This is a genomic window from Bradyrhizobium sp. YCK136 (assembly GCF_044570075.1).
In the GTDB taxonomy this organism is placed as follows: domain Bacteria; phylum Pseudomonadota; class Alphaproteobacteria; order Rhizobiales; family Xanthobacteraceae; genus Bradyrhizobium; species Bradyrhizobium diazoefficiens.
In genome coordinates, this window is sequence record NZ_CP172424.1 from 3,749,343 (window position 1) to 3,762,244 (window position 12,902).

Consider the following 12,902-nt stretch of genomic DNA (forward strand, 5'->3'; position numbering starts at 1 on the left):
CGGGCGAGGGACGTGCGTTCCGACACCGGTGTCAATTCTTTTTGTCGCCGGCGACTTGAGCGGTTAGTCTTGCCCCAAAACAACAGGAGAGAGTCGATGCCATCCGCCTTCTTCGTCGTCCGCGCCACCGTCACCGACGCCAGCAAGCGTGCCGCCTTCGACACATGGTACGAGACCGCGCACCTGCCCGACGCGGTGACGGCGTTCGGCGTAGCCAAGGCCTGGCGGTTCTTGAGCCTGGACGATCCCTCCCTGCATCAGGCCATGTATCAGTTCGACGACGAGGCCAAGCTCGCGGCGATGCTTAGAGGTGACGCGCTGAAAAAGCTCGTCGCCGATTTCAACCGCGACTGGCCCGACGTGAAACGGGCGCGCGAGACGCTGGTGCTGGCGCAGGAATTTGCGAAGTAGTTCCTGTCGCCTTTGCAACGAATCTGAACGGACGATTCAGCCGCAGTTCATATCGCAGGCCCGACACTTGCTCGGCATCATCAACGCGTGCCTGAGAGGAAGATGTCATGGAACGCCGCAATTTTTTGAAACTTGCATTCGGTGCCGCGGCGGGAGCTGCCGCGTTCACCGCCGCCGCGCAGGCCGCGCCGCTGGCGCCGCAGCCGCTCGGTGATCCCCGTATGCCGCAAGGCAATCCGGATGCTCATCCGGCGGTCACCAGCAGCGATGAAGCCGCGCAGCTCAAGCCCGAGCAGGTGCACTGGCACGGTCGTGGCCATCACTGGGGCTGGCGCCACCGCCACTGGGGCTGGCGTCGCCGGCGCTGGCATCGCCGCCACTGGTAAGCGCCCGGCCGTCGAGGCCTGGACGGGGATCGCGGTTCGCGATCCCCGTTTTGATTCGGCGCTCCTGCAAGCCGATGTGCTGCAGAGCGCTGAAAAGAAAATGGCCGCGCAGGCTGTCGCCGCGCGGCCATTCGCGATGCGAAAGGACGAGATCAGAACGGCCGGCAACGGCCGGCGTACCAGCGGAAGCCATAGGGGCACACGCGCGGACGCACGACCACGACCGGCGCGGGGCGGGGCGCCACGACGACAACCGGCGGGCGCCCGGCCATCGGACGGCAGCCGCCATAGGGGCCGCGATACCAGCCCGGGCCGCAACCGCCGGCGGCGCTGGCCGCTTCGCTGAAACCGACGACAGCGCTGGCGAGCATGACGGCGGCGAAGAGATATTTCATTTGAACTTCCTTCTCGTCCTCGGGACAGAATGTTTGGGCAGCGCGCTTGCGGCGCACAATGAATCAAAAGACACGATTCGACACGTTAAATCTGGGGAGAAACGTGCCGACACGTCGCGATCCAAACCTGCCAATCATGACCTGAATGCGGCATGAACGTTGTCCGCATACGGCTTCGGGCGACAGCAATGGCGCCAGCGGCCCGTTCCGATGGAATCGAAACGGGCCTCCAGGTTCTTTGTTTTGACGCTACGCGAACCGGTATCCACTTTGCTCGAAAACGCTCTACCGGCCGAGAAAGCCGAGCACCAGCTCCCGGTACTTCTCCGGCGCTTCCAGGAAGACGAGATGGCCGGTGTCGGGAATCACCTCGGCCCGCGCATTCGGCATCTTCGCAGCAAACGCCTTCGCGAGCTCGGCGTTCTGCCCCATCTTCGCGCGCAGCGCTTCCGGTGCGTTCGGCCGGCCCGGTGCGTTGTGGTCGTCGGCGCCCATGATGAACAGCGTCGGCTCGGTGATCAGCGCGACCTCGTGCGCGACCGGCTCGCGATAGATCATCTGCCCGGAGCTCACGAAGGCGCGCAGCCAGCGCGGATAGTCGGGGCTGCCCTTGATGTTGAAGCGGGCGTCGATGAACGGCGTGATTGCATCCGGCGGCAGCTTGATCGCGTAATTGGTCTGGAGCTGCTTGCGATAGCCCTCGGCCGTCAGCTTGTCCTCGCTCTCGATCATCTTCTCGGTCGGCGTCGGCGGCACGTAGAGGCGGTAGTCCTCCAGCCCGATCGGCGCGGTCAGCACGAGGTGGGCGACCCTGTCGGGATAAGCGCGGGCGATGCGCACGCCCAGCATGCCGCCGAGCGAATGCGCGACAACCTCGGCCTTGTCGATCTTGAGGTGATCGAGCAGCGCGATGGTGTTGCGCGCCAGCGTGTCGAAATGCAGCTCGCCTTGCGGCTTGGAGGATTTGCCGAAGCCGATCTGGTCCGGCACCACGACGCGGAATCCGGCCTCGCTGAGCATCTTGATGACGGGCGCCCAGTAGCTCGACGGGAAATTGCGCCCGTGCAGCAGCACCACGGTGCGGCCGTTCGGTTGCTGAGGCGCCACGTCCATGTAGGCCATGCTGAGCTGCTCGCCGTCGTTGACAACAGGCAGCAGGTGCACGGGATAGGGATAGGCGAAGCCTTCGAGCGCGATGCCGTAAGGCTCGCGTGGTGTGGTGTCGACGGCGTATGCGGCAAGAGGGGCGGCGAGGAAGGCGGCGGCAAGCGCGGCCGGGAGGAAGCGGATCATTGGGCTCTCTGGCTTTTGCAGAACGTCATTCCGGGGCGCGTCGAAGACGCGAACCCGGAATCTCGAGATTCCGGGCCTGGTCCTTCGGACCATCCCGGAATGACGGTGCCAGTAAACCTGTGAACAGCCGGGTCAAGCCCGGCCATGACGAGAGTGAGAGCTAACACGCGATTGTGTGCCGTCACGCTTCCGGCGTGATCAGTCCTTCCCATTCCCGAACAGCGCGGCAAACTGTTTCTCGCCGGTGCGGGTGAAATTCACCACGCGGCTGCCGGGCGTGGCGTCGCGCGCGGCCCATTTCAGCTCGGTGAAGCGCTGCATCATGGTGGCGCCCAGCGTGCCGGCGAGATGGTGGCGCCGCTCGCTCCAGTCCAGGCAGGCCTTGCACACCGGCCGGCGCGGATGGGCGAGCATGTCGGGCGAGATCTGCAAATGTTTGGCGAGGAAGCGTTCGCCCTCGGCGGTCAGCTCGATGTCCTGTTTCTTCTGCCTGACCAGGTTTCGCTCGCGCATGGTGTCGAGCATCTGCACGCCGAGATCGCCGGCGAGATGATCGTAGCAGATGCGCGCGCGCCGCAGCGCCGGATCCTTCGGTCCCGTGCGCACGCGCATGTGGCCGGTGCGCGCGGCGAGGCCCGCAAGCCCTTCGAGCACGCCGGCGACGTCGTCGTCGGTGAGGCGGTAGTAGCGGTGCCGGCCCTGCTTCTCCGGCTCGACCAGCCCGCCGGCCTCGAGCTTCGAAAGGTGCGAGCTCGCCGTCTGCGGCGTGATGCCGGCCTCCTGCGCGAGCTCGCTCGCGGTCAGCGCGCGTCCGTTCATCAGCGCCGTGAGCATGTTGGCGCGGGCGGGGTCGCCGACCAGCGAAGCGACCATGGCGATGTCGGGTCCTGATTTCATGCTTCGATGGTAGCCGAAGCATTGCGGTCGGGCAAGCGCGTAGGCTCTCACCAAGTCGTCATTGCGAGGAGCCCGTGACAAAATTGCGAAGCAATTTTGCACTGGCGACGAAGCAATCCAGGCTGTCTCCGCGGAGAGATTCCTGGATTGCTTCGCTGCGCTCGCAATGACGAGGTGGAAACACAGGAGCCTTACATGTCCGTCACCGTCTTCATCCGCTACCAGCTCGATCCGTTCAAGCGCGCGCCGTTCGAGGAATACTCGAAGCGCTGGCTCACTATCATTCCGAAATGCGGCGGCGACCTGATCGGCTATTTCATGCCGCACGAGGGTACCAACAACATCGCCTTCGCACTGATCACCTTCGAGAGCCTGGCCGCCTACGAGGCCTACCGCGCCCGGCTGCGCCAGGATGCGGAAGGCATGGCGAACTTTCATTTCGCCGAGGAACACAAGTTCATCCTCGCCGAAGAGCGCACCTTCCTGCGCAAGGTGGTATTGTAGGCCACGACACCGTCAGCAGAAGACGCCCATGATCGCCGTGATCTTCGAGGTCTGGCCCAAGCCCGAGCATCGCCAGACCTATTTCGACCTTGCAGCCGATCTGAAGCCGATCCTGCAAACCATCGACGGCTTCATCTCGGTCGAGCGTTTCGAGAGCCTGACCGAGAAAGGCAAGATCCTGTCGGTGTCGTTCTGGCGGGATGAGGCAGCCGTGCAGGCCTGGCGCAATACGATGGAGCACCGGCGCACCCAGGCCAAGGGCAGGGCACAGATCTTTGCCGACTATCATCTGCGCATCGCCAGCGTCATCAGGGACTACGGCATGAACGATCGCGACGAGGCGCCGAAGGACAGTCGCGCCGTGCACGATGCGCACTAGCGCGTTCGGGCGCGCACTGGCGCTGCCCTGAATGCGTGCCTATGTCTGCGCGGCCAACAAGGGAGAGAAACATGCACGTGACGACCGCGGACAAGCGCGCGACCTTCAGGAAGGTGCACGAGAGCGGCTGCTTCATTCTGCCCAATCCGGTCGATGTCGGCAGCGCCAAGGCGTTGCAGCATCTCGGTTTCAAGGCGATTGCGTCATCGAGCGCGGGCTTTGCGTGGACCATCGGCAAGGCCGACAACCACGTCACCGTCGAGGACGTCTGTCAGCATCTGGCAGCATTGAGCTCGGCGGTCGACATTCCCGTGAATGCGGATTTCGAGGGCGGCTTTGCGGTCGAGCCGGACAAGGTCGCTGACAATGTCGAGCGCTGTGTGCGTACCGGCGTCGCCGGCCTGTCGATCGAGGATTCCACCGGCGACAAGGACAGGCCGCTCTACGATCGCGCGCTCGCGGTCGAGCGCATCATGGCCTCGCGCAAGGCGATCGGCGACAGCGGCACGCTGCTGGTCGGCCGCTGCGAGGCCTATCTGTGGGGCGTGACCGACCTCAAGCTCGTCATCGACCGGCTGAGCGCCTACGCGGATGCCGGCGCCGACTGCCTCTACGCGCCGGGCCTGAAGAGCCGCGAGGACATCGCCGCGGTGGTCAAGGCTGTCGCACCGAAGCCGTTCAACCTCTTGATCGGCGGTTCCGGCTTGTCCTTGCAGGAGGCCGAAGATCTCGGCGTGCGCCGGATCAGCGTCGGCGGCTCGCTCGCCCGCGCCGCGTGGGGCGGCTTCATGCGCGCGGCAAAGGAGATGGCCGAGAAGGGGACCTTCACCGAGCTCGGCAGCGGCTATCCCGGCGGCGAGCTCAACAAGATGTTCAGCTAGAGCCAAACGAAAGGCGGCGGGATGTGAGATCCCGCCGCTTTCTTATCCTCTCGGTGTCATGCCCCGCGCAGGCGGGGCATCCAGTACGTCGCAGTTTATCTATTCAACCACGACCGTCTCGGAGTACTGGATCGCCCGGTCGAGCCGGGCGACGACAGTTGTGCATTACGCGATGACATTCGCGAAGTTACTGCGACTTGCCGCCGTTAGACGGTGCGGCCGGATCCGGCGCGGCCGGCTTGCTCGGCGCAGCACCCGTGGTCACGCCCGGCGCGGTGTTGTTGCGCGGCGTCACGTCGCGCATGCCGGGAGGCGCCGCTGGATTGGCCGGCGGAGCCTGCTGGGCCGTCTGCTTCGCCGGCTCGTTGCTCGCCTGGTTGCCGGTGGTCGTGTTGTTCAAGCCGTAGAACACGGCGCCCAGCACCAGGGCGACAGCCACGGCAAACAGTGCGACCTTGCCGCTGGAGGCGGGGCCTTCGCCCAGCTCGGGGTCGACCTGAAGGTCGGCATCCCGTCGCGCCGCACGGAGATACTCATCATCGGCGAGATTCGGGCGATACGGATCGTTGGGAAAACGGTCGTCAGCCATCGATTGGGTCTCCTCGATTATGGCGGCTGGACAACCCATAGATGCGAGATTCTGTTCCGCCCCCTCTGATGCTTTCGTCGCATGTTGCCCCCGCGTCGGGAATCGGGAACCTGCTCATTCCGGATGGACCCCTTGTTCATCCTGGAACAGCGGACGTAAGTTCCACGGCGAATAAGGGAACAAAGCGATGTGGAGCCTGCCGCCAAGCGATAGCGTGCTGCATCTTCTGGCGTTTGTTGCCTTGACGGCGCAGGGCATGACCGCGGCGCTTGCTGCGGGGCGGCGCAGCATGGACTATGTCGGCGTCTGCATGCTCGGCAGCATTACCGCGCTCGGCGGCGGCACGCTGCGCGACCTGTTTCTCGGCCACTATCCGCTCGCCTGGGTCGCGAACCCGATCTATCTCGTGCTCCCTGGCGCTGCAGCGCTGCTGACCATCCTGTTCGCGCGCCTCGTGCACCGGCTTCAGCTCGCCTTCATCGTGCTCGATGCCATCGGCCTCGTCGTCTTCACCATGACCGGCTGCGACATCGCCTGGCAGATGGATGTCTCGCTGCCGATCGTCATCGTCTCGGGCATGGTGACGGGCTGCGCCGGCGGCGTGTTGCGCGACGTGCTCTGCAACGACGTGCCGCTCTTGTTTCGCTCCGAGCTCTACGCCAGCGTCTCCGTGGTGACGGGGCTGTTCTACGCGACGGCCTTCGGCCTCAATCTCAACGCCGAGCTCTGGACGATCCTGACCTTCATCCTCGGCATCAGCTTCCGCCTGCTCGCGGTGCGCTACAAATGGGAGATGCCGAAATTCGTGTTCAAGGAGGATGAGCGGTAGCTCCATCCACCTCGCGAAGCAATCCAGGATCTTTCCGCGGAGGGACTCTGGATTGCTTCGCTGCGCTCGCAATGACGGGAGAGAGAGCTGGCTACGGTTGCTTCCGCGCCTTGGCCACCTGCGCCGGCGTCACCAGCGGGCCCGAATTGCCCCAGGAATTGCGGATGTAGTTCGTCACCGCCGCGATCTCCCCGTCGGACAATTGCTTGGCATAGGCCGGCATCTCGCCGGTGTTGGGCGCGCGCGGCGTGGTCAGGGTGCGAGCGCCGTCGAGGATGATGCGCAACGTCGAGGACGGATTGACCGATTGCAGCAGCGCGTTGGCGGGCAGCGGCGGATAGATGCGCGGCGCTCCCGTGCCATCGGCTTCGTGGCAGGCGATGCAGAGCTTGGCATAGACCGCCTGGCCGGCCTTCATCTCGGCTTCGTCAGGCGGCGTCACGATCGTCTCGCGCCGCGCCGGCGGCAGGCCCTTCAGGTAGACCGCGATCGCGCGCGCATCGGCGTCGCTCATCTTCGAGGTCGAGTTGACCACCACCTCCGCCATCAGCCCGTCGGCATGGCTCTTGGCATTGCGGCCGCTCTGCAGATATTCGGCGATGTCCTCCACGCTCCACGACTTCAGCCCGGTGCGCGGCGCGCCATCGAGCCTTGGGGCGTACCAGCCGCCGATCTCGTTGCCGGCGAATGCCTGCGCCTGCTTGTCCGCGCTAAAATAGTTCTTCGGCGTATGGCAGGCGCCGCAATGGCCGAGCCCGGTGACGAGATAGCCGCCGCGATTCCACGCCGCGCTCTGGCTCTGGTCCGGCTCGAACAGGCCGGGCTTGAAATACATGGCATTCCAGATCCGCATCAGGCCGCGGTAACCGAACGGCCAGCGCAACTCCGGCGGCTTGTTGCGGCTCACGACGGGCGCGAGCGTGCCGAGATAGGCCCGGATCGCCAGCGTGTCGTCCTTCGTCATCTTCGTGAAGTAGGGATAGGGGAAGGCCGGATAGTAGTTCGAGCCGTCGGGCGCGACGCCATAGCGGAGGGCGCGGGTGAAATCGGCATCCGCCCAGGCGCCGATGCCGGTGTCTCGGTCGGGCGTCAGGTTCGGCGCATAGATCGCGCCGAAGGGCGTGTCGATGCGCTTTCCGCCCGCGAACGGCTTGGCCGGATCGGCGGTGTGGCAGCCCGCGCAGTCGCCGGCCTCGACCAGCGTCTTGCCATAGGCGATCAGCTCCGGCGACGGTTCGGCGGCGAGGGCCGCGCCTGCAACCGCACTGCACAACGCCAAACCCACAGCCAGGCCAGCCAGAATCGTCCGCATCGAGAGCCTTTCCTGCGACCAATCGACGTCGCCTGCGTGACGGGGGCATGAATTCATTTCGCGACGGCGGGGGTATGGTGACACAAATTGAAAATGCCTGATGCCTTTGCAGCCACGAAATTGCGATTTTTACCTGGCGCTCGCTTTGGTCCAGATTTGTGGTGCGGAGCGTTAAATATCCGACATAGAGTGGCGGAGATGGTCGGCGCGCCCTAGCTAAAAACAACGGGCAGGCAACGGCTTAAGCGACGTTGAGTGACAAAGACCTGAACAGGGCGTGGAAAGAGGACAGCATGGGAATCAACCAGGGTCCGATCAGTCTCGATCAAAAATACACCCAGGACACCGGACACGTCTTCACCACGGGCATCCAGGCCCTGGTTCGCCTGCCCATGGCCCAGATCCGGCGCGACCGCGCCAATGGCCTCAACACCGCGGGCTTCATCTCCGGCTATCGCGGCTCGCCGCTCGGCGGCTACGACCAGCAGCTCTTTGCGGCGCGAAAGCATCTCGAGCAGTACAACATCAAGTTCCAGCCCGGCGTGAACGAGGACCTGGCCGCGACCGCCGTCTGGGGCTCGCAGCAGCTCAATCTCTCGCCCGGCGCCAAGTATGACGGTGTGGTCGGCATCTGGTACGGCAAGGGCCCCGGCGTCGATCGCTGCGGCGACGTGTTCCGCCACGGCAATGCCGCGGGCTCGGCCAAGAACGGCGGTGTGCTGTGTCTGGCCGGCGACGACCACGGCGCAAAATCCTCGACCGTCCCGCATCAGTCCGACCACGCCTTCATGTCGGCGCTGATGCCGTATCTCTACCCGTCCAGCATCCACGAGATGATCGAGATGGGCCTGCTCGGGATCGCGATGTCGCGCTACTCGGGCTGCTGGGTCGGCATGAAGGTGATCACGGAGACGGTGGAGACCACCGCCGAGATCGACCTCACCGACGAGATGAAGCCCTTCATCATCCCGCCCGATTTCGAGCTGCCGCCCGGCGGCCTCAATCTGCGCTGGCCCGACGACCGCTTCGAGCAGGACCGCCGCCTCCAGGACTACAAGGGCTTTGCCGCGATCGCCTTCGCGCGCGCCAACAGGGTCAACCGCGTCACCATGGATTCGCCGAACGCGCGCTTCGGCATCATGGCCTCAGGCAAGAGCTATGAGGACGTGCGGCAGGCGCTGCGCGAGCTCGGGGTCACCGAGGAGGTCGCCGCCAAGATCGGTCTCCGTCTCTACAAGATCGGCATGCCCTGGCCGCTGGAGCCGGAAGGCGTGCGCCAGTTCGCGGTCGGGCTCGAAGAGATTTTCATCATCGAAGAGCGGCGCGAGATCGTCGAGAACCAGGTCAAGCAGGAGCTGTTCAACTGGCGCGACGACGTCCGCCCGCGCATCGTCGGCAAGATGGACGAGCACGACAAGCGCTTCCTGACCTTTGCCGCCGAGCTCAGCGTCGCCTCGCTTGCGACCTCGATCACCGAGCGCCTTCTCCGACTTAATCTCAACCCAGAGATCGCGGAGATGCTCCGCGTCAAGGCCGACTGGTTCAACGGCCGCCAGGCCACCCAGATGCAGGCGACCGCGCCTGTCTCCCGCACCCCGTATTTCTGCTCCGGCTGTCCCCACAACACCTCGACCAAGGTCCCCGAAGGTAGCCGCGCGCTTGCCGGCATCGGCTGTCACTTCATGGCGCTGTGGATGGACCGTTCGACCGAGACGTTCACGCATATGGGCGGCGAGGGCGTGCCGTGGGTCGGCATCGCGCCCTTCACCAACGAGAACCACATCTTCGCCAACCTCGGCGACGGCACCTATTTCCACTCCGGTCTGCTCGCCATCCGTCAGGCGGTCGCCTCCAAGACCAACATCACCTACAAGATCCTCTACAACGACGCGGTGGCCATGACCGGCGGCCAGCGCCATGACGGCGATCTCTCGCCGCAGCAGATCACCTTCCAGCTCCACGCCGAGGGCATCCGCGAGATCTATCTGGTCTCGGAGGCGCCCGACACCTATCCCGCCGACACCATCGCGCCCGGCGTGAAGAAGTATCACCGCGACGAACTCGACAACGTCATGAAGATGTGCCGCGAGTACAAGGGCACCTCGGCGATCGTGTTCGTGCAGACCTGCGCCGCCGAAAAGCGCCGCCGCCGCAAGCGCGGCCTGATGGAGGATCCGGCGCGTCGTGTCATGATCAACCCGGCCGTCTGCGAAGGCTGCGGCGACTGCTCGGTGCAGTCGAACTGCATCTCGGTCGAGCCGCTGGAGACCGAGTTCGGCCGCAAGCGCGCCATCAACCAGTCGTCCTGCAACAAGGACTATTCCTGCGTGAAGGGCTTCTGCCCGTCCTTCGTCACCGTCGACGGCGGCGCGCCGCGCCACCGTGCGCCGGCCGAGCTTGAAGAGATCGGCGCGCTGCCCGAGCCGGCCTCGCGCCCGACGCTCGACAAGCCCTACAACATCGCCGTCGGCGGTGTCGGCGGCACCGGCGTGCTCACCATCGGCGCGCTGCTCGGCATGGCCGCCCACATCGAGGGCAAGGCCTCGATGATCCTCGACATGTCGGGCCTCGCGCAGAAGGGCGGGGCGGTGCTGAGCCATGTCCGCCTGTCCGATCATCCGGCTGAGGTAACGTGCTCGCGCATCGTCACCGGCACGGCCGATCTCGTCCTCGCTGCCGACGAGGTGGTCGCGGTCGCCAAGGACACCATCTCGCTCTGCGACAGCAGCCGCACCCGCGGCATCATCAACAGCCACGTCATTCCCACCGCCGACTTCGTCCTCAACCGCGACTTCAACTTCCAGACGCGCAAGCTGAACGGATTGCTGGAGACGGCACTGCACAAGGACTCCGTCTTCTTCGACTTCACCAAGCCCGCCGAGCAGCTGCTCGGTGACAGCATCGCTACCAACATGATGATGATGGGCTACGCCTATCAGAAGGGGCTCTTCCCGCTGGCGGCCGAGTCGATCGAGCAGGCGATCGAGGTCAATGGCGTCGCGATCAAGATGAACAAGGAAGCCTTCCGCCTCGGTCGCCTCGCGGTCGCCGATCCCGAGCGTCTTGCGGGCATGCTGAAGGGAACGGGCGAGGTTGTCGCACCCAAGACGCTGGATGCGATGACGCTCGACGAGATCGTCGAGCATCGCGCCAAGCATCTGACCGCCTATCAGAACGGCCGCCTGGCAAAACGCTATCGCAAGCTGGTCGATCAGGTTCGCGATGCCGCGAGGCAAGGCGGTTATGACGACGCGCTGCCGCGCGCGGTCGCGGTGAACTACGCCAAGCTGCTGGCCTACAAGGACGAATACGAAGTCGCGCGCCTCTTCACCGACGGCGCCTTCGAGCAGCAGCTCCGCGACCAGTTCGAGGGCGATTTCAAGTTCAGCTTCAATCTCGCGCCGCCGATCCTGGCGTCCGGCGTCGATGCCCTGGGCCGCCCGAAGAAGCGCGCCTTCGGCCCGTGGATGCTGAAGGTCTTCCTCGTGCTGGCGAAGTTCAAGTTCCTGCGCGGCACCCCGCTCGACATCTTCGGCCGCAGCGCCGACCGCAAGCTCGAGCGCGACTTGATCGTGGGCTACGAAAAGGACGTCGCCACCGTGCTCGGCCTGTTGTCGCCGCTCACGATCGACACCGCGGTGGAGTTGCTCTCGCTGCCCGACCGCATCCGCGGCTACGGCCCGGTGAAGGAGAAGGCCGTCGCTGACGCCAAGGCCCGCTACGCCCAGCTCGCCGCGGACTTGGCGAGCCCGCCGCCCGCGCCACGGCAGATCGCGGCGGAGTAGGGCAAGTCCCGTAGGGTGGGCAAAGGCGCGAAGCGCCGTGCCCACCAACTCACCAGGATTGAGTCACAAGAGGTGGGCACACTTCGCTTTGCCCACCCTACAAGACCTACGTTTGACAAGGGTTGTGACCGCGCGATATCAGCAACTTGCGATAGTGGCGCGCGGCGGGTGATGCGGTCGTGCGCTATGCGGAGCGACGATCGATGTCATTGCGCGGTGTCTTGATTTTACTGGTCGCTGTTGGTGTATTGGCGACGTTGGGGATGTACTGGAATCAGCATGATATCGAACGTGTCATGCGTGATGGCTACGGCACCACGGGCAAGATCACGTCCGCTGAAGTCGTCTCGACGCGATTCCCGTTCGTGTTCGACGGGTTCTGGCCCCGCTATGTCGACGAAAATCTGTCGATCGGATTGCAATGGATCGGAAAGGACGGCGTTCAGCGCGAGCGCAAGGGCATCGCGGTCAGCGCCGCCTATGCGGCGCGCATCACGGTTGGCAATCAGCTCAAGCTCCTGACGGTCCCCATTCAGGCTGTTGACGATGATTCATCGCTTCCGGTGATCGTCGAGGATATCGACGATCATCTGAGCCATATCCGGTCCACGTCCAGATTTATGGCGGCGGGAGCAGGTATCTGCGCCGTGATCCTGGTGCTCGTGATCGGATGGCAGGCATGGTCGGCGCGTCGAAGCGGGCCGGGAAGCGCCGCAATCGCCGCCGGATCGCGGCGGCCCTTTCCTTTCATCCTCGGGATCTTGACCGCCGTAATGCTTCCGTTCGGCGGCTACATGCTGGTGACCTCCTATTTCGAGCAAAGCACGTTGAAGGAGATCCTCGACCACGGCGATGAGGCCACCGCCGATATTACGCGTGCCTACGGTGAAGTGAACAAAGCCGGCGACGCGCCGAGCTATCTCGTTACCCTGGCGTGGACCGACAAGAGCGGACAACAGCAAAGCTACGGGCCGACCCACATCAGCCCTGCCTTCTGGCGGCAGATCACGCGGAACGGCGTCCAGACGGTCAGGCAGACCAGGATCCGCTATCTCTCAGGCAGGCTGGATGCGCGGCCTTTGATCGTCGATGACGCAGCCGAAGCCCAATACCAGAACAGTTTTGGCGTGAAGGGCGGCGCGGTCTTTCTCGTCTTCGGCCTGATCCTGGCCGCGGTGACCGCGTTCCGCTATCGCGCGCGTCCGAGCGCGGCTTGATCGCAGGAGAGGGACGTCGGTTGG

13 protein-coding genes are annotated in these 12,902 nt (G+C 64.7%); 8 read left to right on the forward strand and 5 right to left on the reverse strand.

Going from position 1 to position 12,902, the window contains the following annotated elements; all coding sequences use genetic code 11:
- The first annotated feature begins 96 nt into the window (after nucleotides 1–96).
- Both ACFLEY_RS17795 and ACFLEY_RS17800 read left to right on the forward strand, forming a co-directional pair.
- Nucleotides 97–411, forward strand: a complete 315-nt coding sequence (locus ACFLEY_RS17795; RefSeq protein ID WP_060912581.1) for a hypothetical protein — start codon at nucleotides 97–99, stop codon at nucleotides 409–411.
- 107 nt (nucleotides 412–518) lie between these two features.
- Nucleotides 519–797: a twin-arginine translocation signal domain-containing protein gene (locus ACFLEY_RS17800; protein WP_028171411.1), complete on the forward strand. Its 279-nt coding sequence runs from the start codon at nucleotides 519–521 to the stop codon at nucleotides 795–797.
- Nucleotides 798–949: 152 nt separating this feature from the next.
- On the opposite strand, the gene ACFLEY_RS17805 is transcribed toward ACFLEY_RS17800, so the two are convergent.
- The 3 genes from ACFLEY_RS17805 to ACFLEY_RS17815 all read right to left on the reverse strand — a co-directional run bounded on the left by ACFLEY_RS17805 (nucleotide 950) and on the right by ACFLEY_RS17815 (nucleotide 3,382).
- Entirely contained in the window at nucleotides 950–1,192 is a 243-nt protein-coding gene (locus tag ACFLEY_RS17805) for a GCG_CRPN prefix-to-repeats domain-containing protein (RefSeq protein ID WP_008143062.1), read from the reverse strand.
- 285 nt (nucleotides 1,193–1,477) lie between these two features.
- Nucleotides 1,478–2,485: an alpha/beta fold hydrolase gene (locus ACFLEY_RS17810; RefSeq protein ID WP_211433891.1), complete on the reverse strand. Its 1,008-nt coding sequence runs from the start codon at nucleotides 2,483–2,485 to the stop codon at nucleotides 1,478–1,480.
- A 198-nt stretch (nucleotides 2,486–2,683) separates the two neighbouring features.
- Entirely contained in the window at nucleotides 2,684–3,382 is a 699-nt protein-coding gene (locus ACFLEY_RS17815; RefSeq protein WP_028171413.1) for an ArsR family transcriptional regulator, read from the reverse strand.
- 195 nt (nucleotides 3,383–3,577) lie between these two features.
- Here ACFLEY_RS17815 and ACFLEY_RS17820 point away from each other — a divergent pair, with 195 nt between their 5' ends.
- From ACFLEY_RS17820 to ACFLEY_RS17830, 3 genes are all read left to right on the forward strand, one after another.
- Nucleotides 3,578–3,886, forward strand: coding sequence for an NIPSNAP family protein (locus tag ACFLEY_RS17820; RefSeq protein ID WP_060912579.1), 309 nt, complete (start codon nucleotides 3,578–3,580; stop codon nucleotides 3,884–3,886).
- A gap of 28 nt (nucleotides 3,887–3,914) precedes the next feature.
- The gene (locus ACFLEY_RS17825) at nucleotides 3,915–4,265 is read left to right on the forward strand and encodes an antibiotic biosynthesis monooxygenase (RefSeq protein WP_011088099.1); all 351 of its coding nucleotides are present in this window, start codon (nucleotides 3,915–3,917) and stop codon (nucleotides 4,263–4,265) included.
- Between the two features lie 71 nt (nucleotides 4,266–4,336).
- A complete protein-coding gene (locus ACFLEY_RS17830; RefSeq protein WP_060912578.1) occupies nucleotides 4,337–5,146 on the forward strand; it encodes an oxaloacetate decarboxylase in 810 nt (269 codons plus the stop codon).
- 187 nt (nucleotides 5,147–5,333) lie between these two features.
- On the opposite strand, the gene ACFLEY_RS17835 is transcribed toward ACFLEY_RS17830, so the two are convergent.
- A complete protein-coding gene (locus ACFLEY_RS17835) occupies nucleotides 5,334–5,735 on the reverse strand; it encodes a hypothetical protein (RefSeq protein WP_060912577.1) in 402 nt (133 codons plus the stop codon).
- Nucleotides 5,736–5,922: 187 nt separating this feature from the next.
- Here ACFLEY_RS17835 and ACFLEY_RS17840 point away from each other — a divergent pair, with 187 nt between their 5' ends.
- Nucleotides 5,923–6,564 carry a trimeric intracellular cation channel family protein gene (locus ACFLEY_RS17840; RefSeq protein ID WP_011088096.1) on the forward strand — a complete coding sequence of 214 codons (642 nt, stop codon included), beginning with the start codon at nucleotides 5,923–5,925 and terminating at the stop codon, nucleotides 6,562–6,564.
- 91 nt (nucleotides 6,565–6,655) lie between these two features.
- Here the strand turns inward: ACFLEY_RS17840 and ACFLEY_RS17845 are convergent, their stop codons facing one another.
- Nucleotides 6,656–7,876: a cytochrome c gene (locus ACFLEY_RS17845; protein WP_060912576.1), complete on the reverse strand. Its 1,221-nt coding sequence runs from the start codon at nucleotides 7,874–7,876 to the stop codon at nucleotides 6,656–6,658.
- 293 nt (nucleotides 7,877–8,169) lie between these two features.
- Between ACFLEY_RS17845 and ACFLEY_RS17850 the strand changes: the two genes are divergently transcribed.
- Nucleotides 8,170–11,661 carry an indolepyruvate ferredoxin oxidoreductase family protein gene (locus ACFLEY_RS17850; RefSeq protein ID WP_060912575.1) on the forward strand — a complete coding sequence of 1,164 codons (3,492 nt, stop codon included), beginning with the start codon at nucleotides 8,170–8,172 and terminating at the stop codon, nucleotides 11,659–11,661.
- Nucleotides 11,662–11,864: 203 nt separating this feature from the next.
- Nucleotides 11,865–12,878, forward strand: a complete 1,014-nt coding sequence (locus ACFLEY_RS17855; RefSeq protein WP_249163106.1) for a hypothetical protein — start codon at nucleotides 11,865–11,867, stop codon at nucleotides 12,876–12,878.
- Nucleotides 12,879–12,902 lie beyond the last annotated feature (24 nt).

Coding starts and splice junctions, on each gene's coding strand:
- ACFLEY_RS17795 (WP_060912581.1), top strand. CDS start 97: ATGCCATCCGCCTTCTTCGTCGTCCGCGCCACCGTCACCGACGCCAGC.
- ACFLEY_RS17800 (WP_028171411.1), top strand. CDS start 519: ATGGAACGCCGCAATTTTTTGAAACTTGCATTCGGTGCCGCGGCGGGA.
- ACFLEY_RS17805 (WP_008143062.1), bottom strand. CDS start 1,192: ATGAAATATCTCTTCGCCGCCGTCATGCTCGCCAGCGCTGTCGTCGGT.
- ACFLEY_RS17810 (WP_211433891.1), bottom strand. CDS start 2,485: ATGATCCGCTTCCTCCCGGCCGCGCTTGCCGCCGCCTTCCTCGCCGCC.
- ACFLEY_RS17815 (WP_028171413.1), bottom strand. CDS start 3,382: ATGAAATCAGGACCCGACATCGCCATGGTCGCTTCGCTGGTCGGCGAC.
- ACFLEY_RS17820 (WP_060912579.1), top strand. CDS start 3,578: ATGTCCGTCACCGTCTTCATCCGCTACCAGCTCGATCCGTTCAAGCGC.
- ACFLEY_RS17825 (WP_011088099.1), top strand. CDS start 3,915: ATGATCGCCGTGATCTTCGAGGTCTGGCCCAAGCCCGAGCATCGCCAG.
- ACFLEY_RS17830 (WP_060912578.1), top strand. CDS start 4,337: ATGCACGTGACGACCGCGGACAAGCGCGCGACCTTCAGGAAGGTGCAC.
- ACFLEY_RS17835 (WP_060912577.1), bottom strand. CDS start 5,735: ATGGCTGACGACCGTTTTCCCAACGATCCGTATCGCCCGAATCTCGCC.
- ACFLEY_RS17840 (WP_011088096.1), top strand. CDS start 5,923: ATGTGGAGCCTGCCGCCAAGCGATAGCGTGCTGCATCTTCTGGCGTTT.
- ACFLEY_RS17845 (WP_060912576.1), bottom strand. CDS start 7,876: ATGCGGACGATTCTGGCTGGCCTGGCTGTGGGTTTGGCGTTGTGCAGT.
- ACFLEY_RS17850 (WP_060912575.1), top strand. CDS start 8,170: ATGGGAATCAACCAGGGTCCGATCAGTCTCGATCAAAAATACACCCAG.
- ACFLEY_RS17855 (WP_249163106.1), top strand. CDS start 11,865: ATGTCATTGCGCGGTGTCTTGATTTTACTGGTCGCTGTTGGTGTATTG.